Here is a 16,348-nt window from a genome sequence, read left to right as displayed (position 1 = left end):
CTCGACAAATCCTTGCCAGTAGCTTTGTTTATTCCTGCGTTTAAACACGCCTTATTGCTCCGTCACACCAACAGGGTTCTGCGATTTCATACTATCAGATCTGCGTCCACGTTTTCTTTTAACAGTGGCAACATCCGAATCAGCCTCAACCGCAGTCATTACATTGTGCAGATGTTCCACATCCCGCACCTGTATTTCAATCATCATTCTATAAAAATCAGGCTTTCTTTCTGTAAACTCTAAGTTGGATATATTCGCGTTTTGCTCACCCACTAAAGTACAAATCCGCCCCAATACGCCCGCATCATTTGCCATCGTCACTGCAATCGTTGCATTGTTTACAGGTTCAGTTCGTCCATTTGTCCATTGCAAATCCATCCAACGGCTTGTTTGATCTTCATATTCCGCCAAACGTTCGCAATGCATAGTATGAAACACAACACCCTTACCGCGCGTTGCAATTCCAACAATACGCTCACCAGGCAATGGTTGGCAGCATGTACCTGGTTGTGCAAATTGTCCTGGGTCAAGACCAATGATCTTTGCTTCTGGAAGATCAATGTCTTGCTTATCTTCGCTCATAAGTTCTGGGTACAAGACACTCACTAAATCAGAACCCGTCATTTCGGCACTGCCCAATCGTGCCAAAAGATCATCTTTATCCTTCAAGCCCATCTTATTCGAAGCCGTTGTCAAAGCCTTGTCGCTGGATTTTTTACCTACATGTTCAAGCGCCACACGCGCCAATTCTTTGCCAAGACGAATATACCCTTCACGGTGTTCCTCTCGTAAGGCACGTCTAATAGCTGTCTTCGCGCGCCCCGTCACAACCGTATCAATCCAACTTGGCTGAGGGCGTTGCCCTTCTGCCGTGGTAACCAAAACCGATTGGCCATTACGTAAACGAGTCCAAAGCGGGACACGGCGACCGTCTACTTTTGCACCAACACAAGCAGCACCAATACGTGTATGGATAGCATAGGCAAAATCAATCGGTGTCGCCCCACGCGGCAACTGAATTACATCACCTTTTGGCGTAAAACAGAAAACTTGGTCCGAAAACATCTCAAGTTTCACATGCTCAAGAAACTCTTCATGGTCTTGTTCATCATTTTTATCAAAGCGTTCTGTTAAAGAAGCAAGCCAAGTAAAGGGGTCAACCGTAAATGGGTTTTCAACACGACGACCATCTTTATAGGACCAATGCGCCGCAACACCTGTTTCAGCAACATCATGCATCTGGCGTGTACGCATCTGGATTTCCACACGCTTGCCATCGCGCCCTGATACAGTGGTATGTACAGAGCGATAGCCGTTCGATTTTGGTTGGCTTAAGTAGTCTTTGAAACGTCCTGGTACAGCCGTCCAGCGTTTATGAACAGCACCCAAAGCACGGTATATGTCTTCTTCGTTATTGGTAATAATACGAAATGCATAAATATCAGAGAGCCGTGAAAATCCTTCGTTTTTTTCCTGCATCTTACGCCAAACGGAATAAGGTTTCTTTTCGCGCCCGACGACTTCAGCTTCAATTTCAGCTTTTTGTAATACATCACGAATATCTTGCGTGATTTGCGGAATTACATCTTCAGTTTGGTTTCGCAATGTCAGGAAACGGCGCAAAATGGAATTTCGCGCTTCAGGATTCAGCACACGAAACGACAAATCCTCCAACTCATCACGCATCCATTGCATACCCATACGCCCCGCCAATGGGGCAAAGATATCCATCGTCTCGCGTGCTTTTTGCTGCTGCTTCTCAGGACGCATATGTTTGATCGTCCGCATATTATGCAAACGGTCACCCAACTTAACAAGAATAACACGTACATCTTTGGACATCGCCAATAGAAGTTTACGCACATTTTCTGCTTGCTTTGCATCCTTTGACGTCAGCTCAAGATTGGTAAGTTTAGTAACGCCATCGACCAATTGCGCGACTTCTACACCGAAACGCTTCGCAACTTCTTTGTAGGTTGATTTTGTGTCTTCAATTACATCATGCAGCAAGGCTGTCACAATTGTTGAATCATCCAAACTTTGTTGCGACAGCAAAACAGCCACTTCGATAGGATGTGTGAAATATGGTTCGCCAGAATGCCTAAACTGGCCTTCGTGCATAAGCTTACCATACTCATACGCATTAGTTATGAGTTTGACGTTTGTATTAGGGTTATAAGTGCGGACGTGATCTACAAGTTCTTCAACAGGAATCATTTCGGCTGCTCCTTATCTGGGCGCCGTGCCAAGCCAAAGGCTTGACAGTTTGTCCTTACTTCATTTCTTGTGCTTCCATCAAAGCGCGCAACAGATTTTCTTCTGACATATCGTCATCCGCTTTGTCTGTTTCTTCACCCATAAGAAGTGCCATTTGATCTTCTTCTGGCTCATCCACTTCAATTTGTGTTTGGTGGCTTTCAATCGCTGCTTCGCGAAGCTGCTCAGCTGTCAAAGTTTCGTCAGCGATTTCACGCAACGCTACAACAGGGTTCTTATCGTTATCGCGTGGGACTGTAATTTCAGCGCCTGTAGACAATTCGCGCGCGCGATGTGCCGCCAATAGAACCAAATCAAAACGGTTAGAAACTTTATCTACGCAATCTTCAACTGTGACACGAGCCATTGTGAACTCCAAAACATGGTGTGAATGAAACGGCTACATATGCGTTTTCGATTAGAATGGCAAGGGCAATAGCCGCAATCTTAGCAATCTGAAATTAGTACGACAGCATCTAAATCATGTGGCGGAATACGGGCGATCAATACGTCCAAAGTCTCTTTGGTCACGGGGTGCACCCAATCAGGTTCAATTGACTTTAACGGAACAAGTACGAAAGCACGATCTTCAATTCGCGGATGAGGAAGAATCAATCCTTCCGGCCAAGTGGAAATTTGCTGTTCTAGCGGCATATTACGCCATTTCTCATAAATTCCTGTGTTAGGCAGCAATAACCCATCATAATCCAACAAATCGATATCAATAACGCGAGCCCCCCAACGTACTTCACGCGTGCGGCCCAAATCATCTTCAATGCTATGCAAAACCCTTAATAAAGCGTCTGGTTTCAATGCGGTTTTGATTTTTATAACTGTATTTACGTAATTTGGGCCATTTCCTGCTGGAAATGCAGGTGTTTCATAAATGGGACTACTTTTATCAATTATTATGCTTTGCTGTAGTAATAATTCATATGCAGATTTTACAAGAGATACCGAATCGCCCAATTCACTACTCAAATTTGACCCTAGGGCAATATAAGCTATCTTTAGGTTAGTTTCGGTTTTTTTTACTTGATGCATACACTTAACCCCTTATGTTCAGGCAAGTTCTGCCTCCTTGGGTACACGCAATACTACAATTCATTGGTTGAGCTTCATTACGAAAGAAACTTTAAAAAGGAAACATTATGTTTTACCGCGACGAGCGATTAGCCCTCTTTATCGACGGCTCAAACTTATATGCCGCAGCCAAATCGCTTGGTTTTGATATAGACTATAAGCTATTACGAACTGAGTTTATGCGCAGAGGCAAACTATTACGCGCCTTTTACTACACAGCACTTTTAGAAAACGATGAATATTCACCAATCCGTCCATTGGTCGATTGGCTGAACTACAACGGTTTCACAATGGTGACAAAAGCAGCCAAAGAATACACTGATTCTATGGGCCGCAAAAAAGTCAAAGGCAATATGGACATCGAATTGGCCGTGAATGCTATGGAACTTGCACCACACGTTGATCATATGGTGATCTTCTCTGGTGACGGCGACTATCGTCCGTTGATTGAATCGCTACAACGCCAAGGCGTGCGCGTTTCTGTTGTGTCTACAATCCGTTCGCAACCACCAATGATTTCAGACGAATTGCGCCGTCAGGCTGACAACTTTATCGAATTGGATGAGTTGCGCGATGTTGTGGGTCGCCCACCACGTCCAGAAGACGAAAACGCTCCGGCAATGTATCCAGATCCAGAGCCAGTTGATTAACATCTCTGACCTGTAAAAATATAAAGACTAATAAGCTAAGCTCCGAACGTAAGTTTGGGGCTTAAATCATTTCAGGAACTGTGGCATATCCCTTTTTATGAAACAGAAATTGAATCTTTACTTAGCAGCACCGCGCGGCTTTTGCGCTGGTGTTGACCGTGCCATTAAGATCGTTGAGATGGCGATCGAAAAATGGGGCGCGCCTGTTTATGTGCGCCATGAAATCGTACACAATAAATACGTCGTCGATGGTTTGCGTGACAAAGGAGCCGTCTTTGTCGAAGAACTGGACGAATGCCCAACAGATCGCCCTGTGATTTTTTCAGCCCACGGCGTTCCAAAATCTGTGCCAGCTGCCGCTGAACATCGCAACATGATCTATGTCGATGCAACTTGCCCTTTGGTCTCCAAAGTGCACATCGAGGCGGATCGTCATAATCAGAACGGCTTGCAAATGGTAATGATTGGCCACGCAGGCCACCCAGAAACCATCGGCACAATGGGTCAATTGCCAGAAGGTGAAGTTCTGCTTGTGGAAACACCAGCGGATGTTGCTACACTTACACCACGTGATGAAGATAAGCTGGCTTATATCACACAGACTACTTTAAGTGTGGATGACACTGTGGAAATCGTAAAAGCCCTGCAAAACCGTTTCCCTAATATCGTTGGCCCACACAAAGAAGACATTTGTTACGCCACAACCAACCGCCAAGAAGCGGTAAAGGCTGTTGCCCCAAAAATTGACGCGCTTCTGGTAATTGGCGCACCAAACTCTTCAAACTCAAAACGTCTTGTTGAAGTTGGCTCAAACGCAGGTTGCAACTATTCTCAATTGGTTCAACGCGCAAAAGACATTGATTGGCGCGCTATGGATGGCGTGAAATCCGTTGGCATCACTGCGGGCGCTTCTGCTCCTGAAATTCTAATCAATGAAGTTATTGATGCATTCAAAGATCGCTACGACGTTACAACAGAGATTGTTGAAACTGCTGTTGAGAATGTAGAATTCAAAGTTCCTCGCGTTCTAAGAGAGCCCGCTTAAGCGTATGCCAGATAAACAGACGATCGATACTTATAATAAGCGCGCACAGACTTATGTCGAATTGGTCAGTCGCACCATGCCAGACCAAGATTTGCAAAACTTTCTGGATGCTGTTCCCAAAGGTGGGGCGGTATTGGACTTGGGCTGCGGCCCAGGCAATTCCGCAATGATGATGCAAGACACAGGACTGGTTGTAGATGCGATTGATGCCTCTTCTGAAATGGTCAAAATGGCAAAGACCAAATTCGGCGTGAATGCGAGACTTGCCACATTCGATGACCTAATTGCAGAAGCTAAATATGATGGCATCTGGGCAAATTTCAGCCTGTTGCATGCCCCAAAAGCTGATATGCCACGTCATCTGTCCGCCATCTATAAAGCTTTAAAACCATCAGGGCACTTTCATATTGGTCTGAAAACAGGGACAGGTTCAGAACGCGATGATCTGGAGCGTATGTATACATATTACGAAGAGCACGAGTTGCACGATTTAATGACTGACGCTGGCTTTACCATTCTCACCACACGCCACAGCGCCGAAAAAGGCATGGCTGGCACCAAAGACCCTTTCATGATTGTAACCGCCCATGCCTGATCTATACGCATACACAGACGGCGCCTGCTCAGGCAATCCAGGTCCAGGGGGATGGGGTGTTTTATTGTTTGCAAAAGAGGGCGACAAAGTCATCAAAGAGCGCGAATTAAAAGGCGGCTCAGAACATACAACAAATAACCAAATGGAATTGATGGCAGCAATCACAGCATTGGAAACACTTGGCAAGCCCAGCGCGATTACAGTGGTGACAGACAGTTCTTATGTCAAAGACGGCATCACCAGTTGGATTTTCGGTTGGAAGAAAAACGGCTGGAAAAACGCCTCTAAAAAACCTGTTAAAAACGCAGACCTTTGGAAACGTTTAGATGAGGCCACCAAACGCCACCAAGTCACTTGGGAGTGGATTAAAGGGCATGCAGGGCATGCTGAAAACGAACGTGCCGATGAATTGGCGCGTGCTGGTATGGAACCGTTTAAACCTTAATCAATGGACTGATATGAAATTTAATCACATTGGCATTCCGACAACTGATGATTTTGACGGCGAAATTGTTCTAAAACATCTTGGAATGACCGTCAGCGATCACAAAAACAACCCATTCGGCATTCAATGGCAACGATACCATGACAATGCCCCTTATCCTGATTTGGTTAAGACCGTTCCACATGTTGCTTTTGAAGTTGATAATTTAGCAGAAGCCTTAAAAGGGATGACTGTTATTATTGAACCCAATAGCCCTATAGACGGCTTGCTAGTGGCCTTTATTGAAGTAAATGGCGCGCCCGTTGAGCTGATGGAAATTGATCGCGCCATTTGTAAAGAAGATATCTAAACGCCGTCCACAATGGCCAACGTACATTCTGCATTCGCGTGGCGGATTGCTTTCACAGGTTGGTATTCTTCTGAATGTACAAAGTCACGTGCCGCTTGCATGGATGGGAACTCCACAATCACAATACGTGTTGGTGCCCACAGATCATTTTCCAACACATCCATTTCGCCACCACGCGTGCGGTAAACGCCGCCGTATTTCTCGGCAATCGGTTTTGCCTGTGCTTTATAGGTTTCATAAACTTCTGCATTGGTAATCTTGGTATCAACAACAACATAAGCAACCATTTTGAATTTCCTTTAGGTTTGACAAATAACTTTTACAAAAATGCTATACTGGCGTGCAGAACAATCCAACCGAATTCGCAGATGGCAAACTTGACTTGCATCTCCAAATCATCAAAGACCGTCGCAACAAAAGGATGCCACTATGTCTGATACACCAAACATAAATGATGCTTGTTTTCATGCGATTGAAAGCAACTCAGAAACCGCGCCAAAAATCCTGTTACTCTACGGCTCACTACGTGATCGCTCTTTCAGTCGCTTGATGACCGAAGAAGCTGCACGTGTGTTAAATCGCTATGGCGCTGAAACCAAAATATTCGATCCTTCTGGATTACCTTTGCCAGACGATCACGATGAGACGCACCCCAAAGTGCAAGAATTACGCGATCTTGTAATGTGGTCAGATGGCATGGTTTGGTGTTCACCAGAACGCCACGGTGCCATGACTGGTATTATGAAAACACAAATCGATTGGATTCCATTAGCACCTATCGGTGGCGTGCGCCCAACCCAAGGGAAAACACTGGCTGTGATGCAGGTCAACGGCGGGTCACAAAGTTTCAACACTGTAAACCAATTGCGCATCTTGGGGCGTTGGATGCGATTGCTGACAATTCCAAACCAATCATCCGTACCAAAAGCATTTTTAGAGTTCGACGATAATGACCGCATGAAGCCAAGCCCGTTTTACAACCGCATGGTCGATGTGATGGAAGAACTGGTAAAATTCACCGTACTGACCAAAGACCGCAAAGATTATCTGGTTGATCGTTACAGTGAACGTGTCGAAACACGCGAAGAGCTTTCAAAACGTGTGAACCAAAAGTCTATTTAAAGTATCGGCGGTATATCCAGATTAGGGCAACAGCCCCTAATAAACCGCCGATAAAAATACTTAACACACTAGATGTACCAATAAAGGCTGCCGCTAAGACACGTAAAACAATACCGCCTACGATTGCGCCCAGAACACCAATCGCCACGGCGACCAACGCACTGGCTTGAACATTCATAAAGCGTACAGCTAATAATCCAGCTGCAGCGCCCACAATCATAGTTAGTAAAAACGGCATATGTATCTCCTACAAGGTATACATATTACATAGTAAAAAGGCGGTACATATCAATATGCACCGCCTTTCAGAAAGCAGGTTAATACAGGACTGTATTATTTTGGTAGTGTATCAGCTACGGCTGTGTGTTCGATCTTTTCCCAGTTTGCATTACCATTAACCAAATGCTCAGCTTGATCTTTGTTCCATAATTTTTGAACTGGTGCTGAAAGGTTCAGGTAAAGTTTGTCATCAACAATTGCCCAAACGTTTGGATCGCCATCGAACTTAGAACCTACAGACAGACCATATGCACAGTAACCACCGAATGCTGGTGTATATGCTTCTGGGTTAGCCAAGAATGTTTTCTTGTTCTCTTCAGATGCGAAACGGTAAGTTGCTTCTTCATGCACTGCTGTGATGTTGAATGCACCTTCTTGTGGGCCACCATTGAAATATGACACAGGGTCATAACCACGCATAGCCAAGCCAGTTGCTGTTACATTTAGCTCATCAACAGCGAATGCGCTTGTTACAGTTGTAGTTGCTACTGCTACACCTAATACGGCTGCACGAATAAATGATTTCATTTTATTTCTCCTTTTCTGGCTCAAAGCCAGTGTTTGAACTATTAAATTGTAAGGTCAGAGGAGACTGCGATAGCTTTATAAAATTTCTATCGCCCTTCTGATTAAAGATGTGGTATCATTATAAACCAAATGGTACAAAACACATAATCGTGAGTAAATGAAAGATTATAAATGGCACGCCCAAGAGAGTTTGACCAAGACACCGCATTAGATGGTGCAATTAACATTTTCTGGAAACAGGGCTATGGGTCGACCAACCTTCCTGATCTTTTAAACGCGATGGAATTATCACGCGGGTCATTCTATGCAGCCTTCACTGATAAACACCTCGCCTATATCGCGGCCCTTGATCGGTACGAAAATGTGTATCTGGCGAAATTATTAGAAGAGCTAAAAGCCCAATCCCCAGATATCCCACTTGCGGAACGTCTGCTTTATCTCTTCAATCAGATCGACAATTCAGGTCCAATTGAAAATCGTCGTGGCTGTTTCATCTGTAATGCAATGGTCGAATTTGGAACAACCAACCCTGAAATAGCAGATGCTGCCGCACGTATGTCAGCCGCAATCGCTTCAACTTTACAAGATATATTAGAGGATGCTGGCAAAGACACTGAGACAGCCAAAGCACAGGCACAAGCTTTACTACAGCTTTATTATGGCGCCCAAGCACTCAGCAAAGCAGGGAATGATTTGTCAGGATATTTAGTGACGATCAAAGCAATCGTCGATTAACTCAACTGGGTACCTTTGGCGACAGGCAATCCACGCATAAAATCAGCCGTATCCATCGCACCTTTGCCTGCACGCTGCAAACGCAACAATTGAACCGCACCTGTACCACAGGCAACTGTCAGCGCATCATCTAATGCAACACCTGCTGTACCGTTGTCATCCGCAATGCAGCTGTTCAAAACCTTCACGCGTTGCCCATCGATCTGGCACCAAGCCCCAGGGAATGGGGATAAGCCACGGATCAAACGATCAACTGTCTCTGCATCCTGCGCCCAATCAATCTTTGCCTCAGCTTTATCAATCTTCTCAGCAAAGGTAACGCCATCAGCGCTTTGAACTTCAGGCTTTAAATCTGGCAATTCATCTAAAGCACGTAAAATCAAATCCGCGCCCATATCTGCCAGACGATCATGTAAAACCAATGTCGTGTCAGACGTCAAAATATCCGTTTGATCGCGCAGCAAAACTGGCCCCGTATCCAGCCCAGCTTCCATCTGCATAATACAAACACCCGTTTGCGTATCACCTGCCATTATCGCGCGGTGAATGGGTGCAGCGCCCCGCCAACGCGGTAAGAGTGAAGCATGGATATTCAGACATCCAAACTTAGGCGCATCCAGCAACACTTGTGGCAAGATCAAACCATAAGCCACAACAACCGCGACATCAGCATTGAGTGCTTCAAATGTAGCAACGTCAGCCGCATCCTTGAAATTCAACGGATGATAGACAGGCAATCCAAGCGTTTCGGCAAAGGCTTGTACAGGCGATGGGCGTTCTTTTTTACCGCGCCCCGCAGGACGTGGTGGTTGGCTGTAAACACCTACAACTTCATGTCCAGCTTTCACCAATGCATCCAAAACTGGTACAGAAAAATCTGGGGTTCCCATAAAGACAATACGCATATCCTACCCCTTCCGCTTCGCTTGCTTAGCAGCTTTCGCCAAAAGCATCTTACGTTTAACAGGGCTTAAACGGTCAAAAAACATTTTGCCGTCCAAATGATCGATTTGATGTTGGACAGACGTTGCCCACAGGCCAACAAAGTCCTTTTCAACAATCGCACCATGCTCGTCCATGTATTCTACAGTCACTGCACGTGGACGATCCAGCTTCGCCCAAAGTCCTGGCAAATTCGGGCTACCTTCTTCATGGGTGCGCATCTTCGCAGATGCGTGCAGAACCTTTGGGTTCGCCATGCGCACAGGTTGATCATAATTCTCAGAACAATCCACAACTGCCAAAGCCAAGCTTTCACCAATCTGATTGGCACCCAAACCAACACCCGGCATCGCATACATACTGTCCAACATATCTTGCCAAATGCTTCTGACTTCATCTGTGATTGCCTCTACAGGCACACAAGCTGTTTTCAACCGCTTGTCAGGATAGGCAAGGAATGGACGCTTTGGCATTACCCAGCTGCCAATTCTTTTTTCAGTTTCTGCATCTTCTTTGTGATCATTGATCGTTTCATACGGCTCAAATAATCCACGAATAAAATACCATCCAAATGATCAATTTCATGCTGCGCACATGTCGCCCAAAGCCCAGTAAAATGCTCTTCTTGCTCTTTACCGTCTTTATCAATGAAGCCAACTTTCACTTCCGCTGGACGTGTCACATCTTCGAACTGCCCTGGAATAGACAAACATCCCTCTTCATGCACATTTTTCTCTTCGCTAGCCCATGTCACAACAGGGTTGAACAACGCCATTGGGTTTGGGTCTTCTTCATCTTTGGCACAATCCATCACGAACATACGCACGGTCTTACCAATCTGTGGAGCGGCCAACCCAACGCCGGGCGCATCATACATAGTCTCTAACATAGCATCAGCCATAGCACGCGCATCATCATCAACCCCATCAAATGGGTCGCACAGCTTTTTCAAGCGGGGGTCGGGGTGTATTAGGATCGGTAAAATCATATCAGCGATTTATGCGAAACACGGCGCGGGTTCAAGAACCTTCATTGTACCGTAAAATTGGTACAAAATCATGCTTGCCCCCATTCTGGCATTAGATAAGCTTCCGCATAAAGGAGACCACTATGAGTTTTGACGAAATCATCGACCGCCGCAATACGCACTCCAGTAAATGGGATATGATGGAACCAATCTATGGCGTCAGCCCAGACGATGGATTGGCCATGTGGGTCGCTGACATGGATTTCAAACCGCCCCAATGCGTACTGGATGCTATCATAGGAATGACAGATCATGGTGTATTTGGTTATTATGCAGATGAAGCATCTTATCGCGCTGCAATTTGCGGCTGGATGGAACGCCGCCATAATTGGGCGGTTGATCCTGAATCCATATTTACAGCCCACGGATTAGGGAATGGCACAGCCTTATGCACTGCAGCTTTTACTGATCCAGGCGATGCAGTCGTATTATTCACACCTGTTTACCATGCTTTTGCCAAGTATATCAAAGCAGCGGGGCGCACGATTACCGAATGCGAAATGGTCAACACCGATGGGCATTACACGATGGATTTCGATGCCTATGACGACGTTCTAACGGGCAAAGAGAAGATGCTCATGTTCTGTTCACCCCATAACCCAGGTGGACGCGTTTGGACACAAGAAGAACTTCAAGGTGTGGCAGATTTTTGCGTGAAACATGACCTCATCCTTGTGTCTGACGAAATCCATCACGATCTGGTATTTGGTGAAAACAAGCATATCCCTATGCCTAACGCTGTTCCCGAAATCAGCGACCGTCTGGTGATAATGACCGCCCCCAGCAAGACCTTCAATATCGCAGGCAATCATACAGGCAACGTTATCGTCCATGACAAATCTCTGCGTGAAAAATTTGCGACCACAATGGTTGCAGGTGGTATATCCGCCAACAGCTTTGGCCTTTACATGGCAGAAGCAGCCTATACAGGCGGTGACGCATGGGTTGACGAACTGGTAGCTTATTTAGCAGAAAACAAACGCGTATTCGACGAAGGTGTAAACGCCATACCTGGCCTTAAGTCGATGAACCTAGAAGCCACATACCTTGCATGGGTCGATTTTTCTGGCACAGGTATGGCAACTGAAGAGTTCATCAATCGCGTCCGAAAGGTTGCCAAAATCGCCCCGAACGACGGCACAACCTTTGGATTAGGTGGCGATAGTTTCTTACGCTTTAACCTAGGAGCCCCTCGCTCTGTGATCGAAGAAGCCGTCAGTCGTTTGCAAAAAGCTTTTTCTGATCTGCAATAATACACGATATGCGTAAGCTCTTAATACTCCTCACTATCACGCTTTGTGGCATCTGGGTGTGGATGAAATATCCTGTTGCGCCTGTTATTCCACCAGAACAACCCAAAGCGCCCATCATAGGGTATATCGATCATATTTTGGTGGAAAAAACAAAACGGGTTATGACAGTTTATCAATCAGGCAAACCTGTGCGCGAATACCCCATTTCCCTTGGCTTTGCCCCAAGCGGTGACAAAGTTAAACAAGGTGATGGGAAAACCCCAGAGGGTTTGTATAAAATAAACCGTCGCAACCCACAAAGCAGCTACACGTTATCACTTGGCCTGAATTATCCCCTGCCCAAAGATTTAGAACGTGCACGTGAAGGTAACTATGACCCAGGTGGTGATATATTCATCCATGGGCAGCCCAACCGATTGTTAGATAAGTTGACGCTGACAGGGGACTGGACTGCGGGATGTATTGCTGTTTCCAACGTTGAAATGCGCGAACTTTGGGATGCTGTACCAATCGGAACCCCCATCGAAATACGCCCTTAAAGCGTTGCAATTCATCTGCGGCTTCGCCATATATGGATGAACGATTACACAAGCAAAGATGTACACATGAAAAACTATCTTGAATTTGAAAAACCATTGGCTGAAATCGAAGGCAAAGCTGCCGAATTACGAGCAATGGCTGAACAAAGCGAAGATGACGTGGACGTTGAAAAAGAAGCGGCTGCTTTGGATAAAAAAGCAGATAAAATGCTTAAAGACTTGTACAAAGACCTGACACCATGGCGCAAATGCCAAGTGGCCCGTCACGCAGACCGCCCACATTGCTCTGATTATATCGACGCTCTTTTCACAGAATACACACCGCTTGCAGGCGATCGTAACTTTGCTGACGACAGTGCTGTTATGGGCGGCTTGGCCCGTTTTGGTGATCAACCTGTTGTGGTGATCGGTCACGAAAAAGGCAAAGACACAAATTCACGCCTGCACCACAACTTTGGTATGGCACGCCCAGAAGGCTACCGCAAAGCCATCCGTTTGATGGAAATGGCTGATCGTTTTGGCCTGCCGATCATTACACTTGTGGACACACCAGGTGCATTCCCTGGCAAAGGTGCCGAAGAGCGCGGACAATCAGAAGCGATTGCACGTTCTACTGAAAAATGTCTGCAAGTGGGCGTTCCATTGATTTCTATCATCATCGGCGAAGGTGGTTCTGGTGGTGCTGTTGCATTCGCATCTGCCGACCGTTTGGTGATGCTAGAGCACTCTGTTTACTCTGTGATCTCACCAGAGGGTTGTGCTTCTATTCTATGGAAAGACGCTGAAAAAATGCGCGAAGCCGCAGAAGCGTTACGCCTGACAGCTCAAGATTTGAAAAAACTTGGCGTTGCAGATGTGATCGTTGATGAACCGCTGGGCGGTGCTCAGCGCGATAAAGACGCAACATTGGAAAACGTCCGCGTAGCCATCGATAAGCTGCTTAAAGATTTAAGCAAAACATCGGGCAAAGACTTGATCACGGCGCGTCGCAAAAAGTTTTTAGATTTGGGCAGCAAATCATTGGTTGCATAAAATTCGCACCTGATTACAGCACTTAACCTTACGTAACGAACATTTAAAAGCGCTTATAAAACCCTTAATAATAAAGGATTTAAGGCGCTTTTTCCGTTTTATGTTACAAAAACCCAGCAGGCTTGTGACCACATCGTTATCGCAATCCGTCCTATGATCATTATACGCCAATGGCACCAATATAACGCCTACGGCCATAGATGATGAGACGCATAGGAGGCCCAGATGGCACATATAATAGGAAACCCAATATCTTACTTTGCAAACGCATTAAGCACGACTTTTAAACACGCCAGCAACATTCCAGAAACACTAAGCTCGCAGAATGACAGCATGCCAAAAGTGCGTGAAATCACAACGGATGATCTGAAAGACGCATTGAAAAAAGGATATGAAGATTTCACAGCATTCCGCACAGATGTTCTGTTTGCAAGCTTACTATACCCATTCATCGGCGCATTGATGGTTTGGGCCACATTAAATGGCAGCGTCCCGCAATTGATTTTCCCAATCCTTTCAGGCTTCGCCCTCATCGGCCCTTTCGCGGCCGTTGGCCTGTATGAAATGAGTCGCCGCCGTGAACAGGGTGAACATGCCAACTGGCTGGTCTTATTTGATGTGATCAAATCTTCACGTATCATGGCTGTCTTTATTCTTGGCCTATTCCATGCATTGGCATTCGTTGCATGGTTAAACGCATCAATATTTATTTATGCACAAACTATGGGTCCAGAACTACCTGCCTCAACAGCTGCATTCATTACAGATGCCCTATCAACACCAGCAGGTTGGGCCATGATCGCCATTGGTATCAGCGTTGGCTTTATCTTCGCAGCAGTTGTTTTAGCAACAAGTGTCGTATCATTCCCATTGCTTTTGGATCGTAAAATCAGCGTGCGTTCTGCGGTAAAAACATCCATCGCATTAACAGCAAAGAACCCTCGCACAATCGCAACATGGGGTTTGATCGTTGCAGCTGCGTTAATCCTTGGGTCTATCCCTGCTCTAATCGGTTTGGTTTTCGTTATGCCAATCATTGGTCACGCGACATGGCATCTGTTTAGAAAAGCAGTCAGCGAGTACTAAAACGCAGCTATACACTCTAGATAAAAGCAACCATCACCACATGGTTGCTTTTGCCTTTTCAGGCCATTCTTTATCATATGTCTCGCCATCAAAGTCACCTGTCTGCGCCTTCAAAATATCCCCAGCCGTTGGCAGATCACTAATATCAGGCCATTTATCATTATCCCATAAACCAGCCCGCATCACAGCGCGCGCGCATTGGAAATAAACCTCTTCGATATGAATAACGATCACAGATCGCGGTGCTTGGCCTTTCATCATGAACCGTTCTATTAACGCAGGATCAACAGATACCTCTGCACGTCCATTGATCCGCGTAACCGTACTTGACCCTTTGGTCAGCAGCATCAATGCTACACGACCATCCCGTACGATATTGCGCAAACTGTCCATGCGGTTGTTGCCCCGCCTGTCAGGCATCGCCAATGTTTTCTCATCCAGCTCAAAAACAACTTCACCCTCATCACCACGTGGTGATGCATCCACGCCTTCTGGTCCAACTGTCGCCAAAGCGCAGAAATTACTGGAGGCAACCCATTTACGATATTCAGGGGTGATATGATCAGCAACTTTAACCAATGACGGTGCTTTCGGTTTGCCATAAATGACTTCAATCTCAGCTACCGTTTTGATCACAGTCATGTCGCTAATCCTTTTTTACAAATCCAGCTTCCGCCATCAATGCATTTGATGCGGGTTCGATACGCGCTTCTAATTCTTTGGTGAAATCTTCCACAGATAAATCTTTTGGCATCGGCTCTAAATATTCAAACACAACATTACCGCGTTTACGCAGTAATCCATGTTTTGGCCAAAGCACACCTGCATTGGTTGCCACAGGAATACATGGCTTGCCTTGGCGTTCGCTGATCACCGCAGCACCAACTTTATAAGGTTTAAAATCACCTGGTGCCACACGCGTGCCTTGTGGGTAAATCACCAACTGTTTTGGTTCCTTGAACTGCGCTTCCACACCTTTCATCATCTGATTGACCGCTTTGGATTTATCTCCACGCTTCACAGGAGCCGCCCCGATACGCATCGCATAAAACCCCAATATAGGTGCCCACTTCAATTCCTGTTTCATCACAAAATTGACACGCGGTGACAGATACGTATGCATAATCACATCTAAAAAAGATTGGTGCTTTGATGCTATAACCACATCTCCCAAAGGAACTTCGCCACGTACTTCATATGTAATGCCACACAGCACACGCACCAACCACAGTATGTGCTTACAATACATCTGTAAGATTTTGCCTGCCCATTTTGCAGAAAACGCAGCAGGTATTGCCCCAAGAAGCCCCAGCACCAACATCCAAATATACATCAGAACAATAAATGTTACCGAGCATATATATTGCCAAATCAAACGCATC

At 45.8% G+C, this 16,348-nt stretch carries 22 protein-coding genes; 11 read left to right on the top strand and 11 right to left on the bottom strand.

Annotation, left to right across the window (positions count from 1 at the left end; all coding sequences use genetic code 11):
* Positions 1-51: 51 nt before the first annotated feature.
* From F9L33_RS09315 to folK, 3 genes are all read right to left on the bottom strand, one after another.
* Positions 52-2,217, bottom strand: coding sequence for a bifunctional (p)ppGpp synthetase/guanosine-3',5'-bis(diphosphate) 3'-pyrophosphohydrolase (locus F9L33_RS09315; protein WP_152142475.1), 2,166 nt, complete (start codon positions 2,215-2,217; stop codon positions 52-54).
* A gap of 55 nt (positions 2,218-2,272) precedes the next feature.
* Entirely contained in the window at positions 2,273-2,623 is a 351-nt protein-coding gene (gene rpoZ, locus F9L33_RS09310) for a DNA-directed RNA polymerase subunit omega (protein WP_152142474.1), read from the bottom strand.
* Between the two features lie 80 nt (positions 2,624-2,703).
* Positions 2,704-3,300 carry a 2-amino-4-hydroxy-6-hydroxymethyldihydropteridine diphosphokinase gene (folK, locus tag F9L33_RS09305; protein WP_152142473.1) on the bottom strand — a complete coding sequence of 199 codons (597 nt, stop codon included), beginning with the start codon at positions 3,298-3,300 and terminating at the stop codon, positions 2,704-2,706.
* Between the two features lie 107 nt (positions 3,301-3,407).
* Here folK and F9L33_RS09300 point away from each other — a divergent pair, with 107 nt between their 5' ends.
* The 5 genes from F9L33_RS09300 (at position 3,408) to F9L33_RS09280 (ending at position 6,423) form a co-directional block, all read left to right on the top strand.
* Positions 3,408-3,989, top strand: coding sequence for an NYN domain-containing protein (locus F9L33_RS09300; protein ID WP_152142472.1), 582 nt, complete (start codon positions 3,408-3,410; stop codon positions 3,987-3,989).
* A 97-nt stretch (positions 3,990-4,086) separates the two neighbouring features.
* Complete coding sequence (gene ispH, locus F9L33_RS09295; RefSeq protein ID WP_152142471.1) at positions 4,087-5,034, top strand: 4-hydroxy-3-methylbut-2-enyl diphosphate reductase; 948 nt, start codon at positions 4,087-4,089, stop codon at positions 5,032-5,034.
* A gap of 4 nt (positions 5,035-5,038) precedes the next feature.
* Positions 5,039-5,629 carry a class I SAM-dependent methyltransferase gene (locus F9L33_RS09290; RefSeq protein WP_152142470.1) on the top strand — a complete coding sequence of 197 codons (591 nt, stop codon included), beginning with the start codon at positions 5,039-5,041 and terminating at the stop codon, positions 5,627-5,629.
* The gene (rnhA, locus tag F9L33_RS09285) at positions 5,622-6,074 is read left to right on the top strand and encodes a ribonuclease HI (protein WP_152142469.1); all 453 of its coding nucleotides are present in this window, start codon (positions 5,622-5,624) and stop codon (positions 6,072-6,074) included. Before F9L33_RS09290 ends, rnhA begins: the two co-directional genes overlap by 8 nt.
* Entirely contained in the window at positions 6,004-6,423 is a 420-nt protein-coding gene (locus F9L33_RS09280) for a VOC family protein (RefSeq protein ID WP_226804065.1), read from the top strand. Before rnhA ends, F9L33_RS09280 begins: the two co-directional genes overlap by 71 nt.
* Here F9L33_RS09280 and F9L33_RS09275 read toward each other — a convergent pair.
* Entirely contained in the window at positions 6,420-6,710 is a 291-nt protein-coding gene (locus F9L33_RS09275; protein WP_152142468.1) for a DUF1330 domain-containing protein, read from the bottom strand. The genes F9L33_RS09280 and F9L33_RS09275 overlap by 4 nt on opposite strands.
* A gap of 142 nt (positions 6,711-6,852) precedes the next feature.
* On the opposite strand from F9L33_RS09275, the gene arsH reads away from it, so the two are divergent.
* Positions 6,853-7,545: an arsenical resistance protein ArsH gene (gene arsH, locus F9L33_RS09270; RefSeq protein WP_152142467.1), complete on the top strand. Its 693-nt coding sequence runs from the start codon at positions 6,853-6,855 to the stop codon at positions 7,543-7,545.
* Here the strand turns inward: arsH and F9L33_RS09265 are convergent.
* Positions 7,538-7,783, bottom strand: a complete 246-nt coding sequence (locus tag F9L33_RS09265) for a GlsB/YeaQ/YmgE family stress response membrane protein (protein WP_152142466.1) — start codon at positions 7,781-7,783, stop codon at positions 7,538-7,540. The genes arsH and F9L33_RS09265 overlap by 8 nt on opposite strands.
* A 95-nt stretch (positions 7,784-7,878) precedes the next feature.
* The gene (locus F9L33_RS09260; protein ID WP_152142465.1) at positions 7,879-8,352 is read right to left on the bottom strand and encodes a YHS domain-containing (seleno)protein; all 474 of its coding nucleotides are present in this window, start codon (positions 8,350-8,352) and stop codon (positions 7,879-7,881) included.
* 171 nt (positions 8,353-8,523) lie between these two features.
* On the opposite strand from F9L33_RS09260, the gene F9L33_RS09255 reads away from it, so the two are divergent.
* Positions 8,524-9,087, top strand: a complete 564-nt coding sequence (locus F9L33_RS09255; protein WP_152142464.1) for a TetR/AcrR family transcriptional regulator — start codon at positions 8,524-8,526, stop codon at positions 9,085-9,087.
* Here F9L33_RS09255 and fmt read toward each other — a convergent pair.
* Genes fmt through def (F9L33_RS09240) form a run of 3 tightly spaced genes read right to left on the bottom strand, consistent with a single transcriptional unit; the run spans position 9,084 to position 11,017 of the window.
* Positions 9,084-9,992 (bottom strand): methionyl-tRNA formyltransferase, encoded by a 909-nt coding sequence (fmt, locus tag F9L33_RS09250; protein ID WP_152142463.1) that lies wholly within the window; start codon positions 9,990-9,992, stop codon positions 9,084-9,086. The two genes, F9L33_RS09255 and fmt, sit on opposite strands and share 4 nt — an antisense overlap.
* Before the next feature lie 3 nt (positions 9,993-9,995).
* Entirely contained in the window at positions 9,996-10,502 is a 507-nt protein-coding gene (gene def / locus F9L33_RS09245) for a peptide deformylase (RefSeq protein WP_152142462.1), read from the bottom strand.
* Positions 10,502-11,017 (bottom strand): peptide deformylase, encoded by a 516-nt coding sequence (gene def, locus F9L33_RS09240; RefSeq protein ID WP_152142461.1) that lies wholly within the window; start codon positions 11,015-11,017, stop codon positions 10,502-10,504. The genes def (F9L33_RS09245) and def (F9L33_RS09240) overlap by 1 nt, the downstream gene beginning before the upstream one ends.
* Positions 11,018-11,139: 122 nt before the next feature.
* Here def (F9L33_RS09240) and F9L33_RS09235 point away from each other — a divergent pair, with 122 nt between their 5' ends.
* The 4 genes from F9L33_RS09235 to F9L33_RS09220 all read left to right on the top strand — a co-directional run bounded on the left by F9L33_RS09235 (position 11,140) and on the right by F9L33_RS09220 (position 14,966).
* A complete protein-coding gene (locus F9L33_RS09235; protein ID WP_152142460.1) occupies positions 11,140-12,309 on the top strand; it encodes a MalY/PatB family protein in 1,170 nt (389 codons plus the stop codon).
* Between the two features lie 62 nt (positions 12,310-12,371).
* Positions 12,372-12,848, top strand: coding sequence for a murein L,D-transpeptidase family protein (locus F9L33_RS09230; protein WP_226804055.1), 477 nt, complete (start codon positions 12,372-12,374; stop codon positions 12,846-12,848).
* A gap of 66 nt (positions 12,849-12,914) precedes the next feature.
* Positions 12,915-13,880, top strand: a complete 966-nt coding sequence (locus F9L33_RS09225; protein WP_152142458.1) for an acetyl-CoA carboxylase carboxyltransferase subunit alpha — start codon at positions 12,915-12,917, stop codon at positions 13,878-13,880.
* A gap of 225 nt (positions 13,881-14,105) precedes the next feature.
* Positions 14,106-14,966: a DUF2189 domain-containing protein gene (locus F9L33_RS09220; protein WP_152142457.1), complete on the top strand. Its 861-nt coding sequence runs from the start codon at positions 14,106-14,108 to the stop codon at positions 14,964-14,966.
* A 33-nt stretch (positions 14,967-14,999) separates the two neighbouring features.
* Here F9L33_RS09220 and F9L33_RS09215 read toward each other — a convergent pair whose 3' ends face one another.
* Positions 15,000-15,608: a pyridoxamine 5'-phosphate oxidase family protein gene (locus F9L33_RS09215; RefSeq protein WP_152142456.1), complete on the bottom strand. Its 609-nt coding sequence runs from the start codon at positions 15,606-15,608 to the stop codon at positions 15,000-15,002.
* A gap of 4 nt (positions 15,609-15,612) precedes the next feature.
* On the bottom strand, positions 15,613-16,347 hold the full coding sequence (locus F9L33_RS09210) for a 1-acyl-sn-glycerol-3-phosphate acyltransferase (RefSeq protein ID WP_152142455.1): 735 nt from the start codon (positions 16,345-16,347) through the stop codon (positions 15,613-15,615).
* Between the last annotated feature and the right edge of the window lies 1 nt (position 16,348).

The organism is Amylibacter sp. SFDW26, from assembly GCF_009184395.1.
Classification (GTDB): domain Bacteria; phylum Pseudomonadota; class Alphaproteobacteria; order Rhodobacterales; family Rhodobacteraceae; genus Amylibacter.
This window is presented reverse-complemented; position numbering and strand designations above follow the sequence as displayed.